The organism is Lactobacillus sp. C449L (assembly GCF_059900815.1).
Genome location: NZ_JBWXGA010000124.1, coordinates 1 through 483, shown reverse-complemented (window position 1 = coordinate 483; position 483 = coordinate 1). Strand labels below are relative to the sequence as shown.

The window sequence follows — 483 nt, the reverse complement described above, 5'->3', positions numbered from 1 at the left end:
ACCCAGAATGCCGAAGGGCACTGGCACCAGAACCAGTGGCTTGGTGGCCAGCCCTACTGGCGGGGCATTCAGCTCGACGAGACGGCGTTTCCGGTCCTGCTCGCAGCCATGCTTGCAGATCGTGATGCGCTTGCGGGCGTTGAGCCGCACGACATGATCCGCCGGGCGCTCGGCTGTATTGCCAAGCGGGGCCCGTCGACCGACCAGGACCGGTGGGAGGAGAACGCAGGCCTGAACACCTTCACGCTTGCGACCTGTATCGCCGCTCTGGTGGCGGGTAGCGCCTTTCTCGACGCGACGGCACAGCATTGGGCTCTTGAGCTGGCCGATTTCTGGAACGCCAGCCTCGACCAGTGGACCGCTGTGCACGGGACCGAGTTGGCCCACCGGGTCGGCGTCAGCGGGTATTACGTACGCACTGCTCCGCTCTCGGTCCTGGAGAACGGCAGCCGCTCCCTGGAGGAACCTGTCCCAATCCGCAAC

Annotated in this window: 1 protein-coding gene; it reads left to right on the top strand. The window is 65.6% G+C overall.

All coding sequences use genetic code 11. The features are described from left to right. Positions 1-483 (top strand): glycoside hydrolase family 15 protein (locus AC2JF9_RS08625; protein ID WP_500726943.1); only part of this gene is annotated, 483 nt, incomplete at both ends.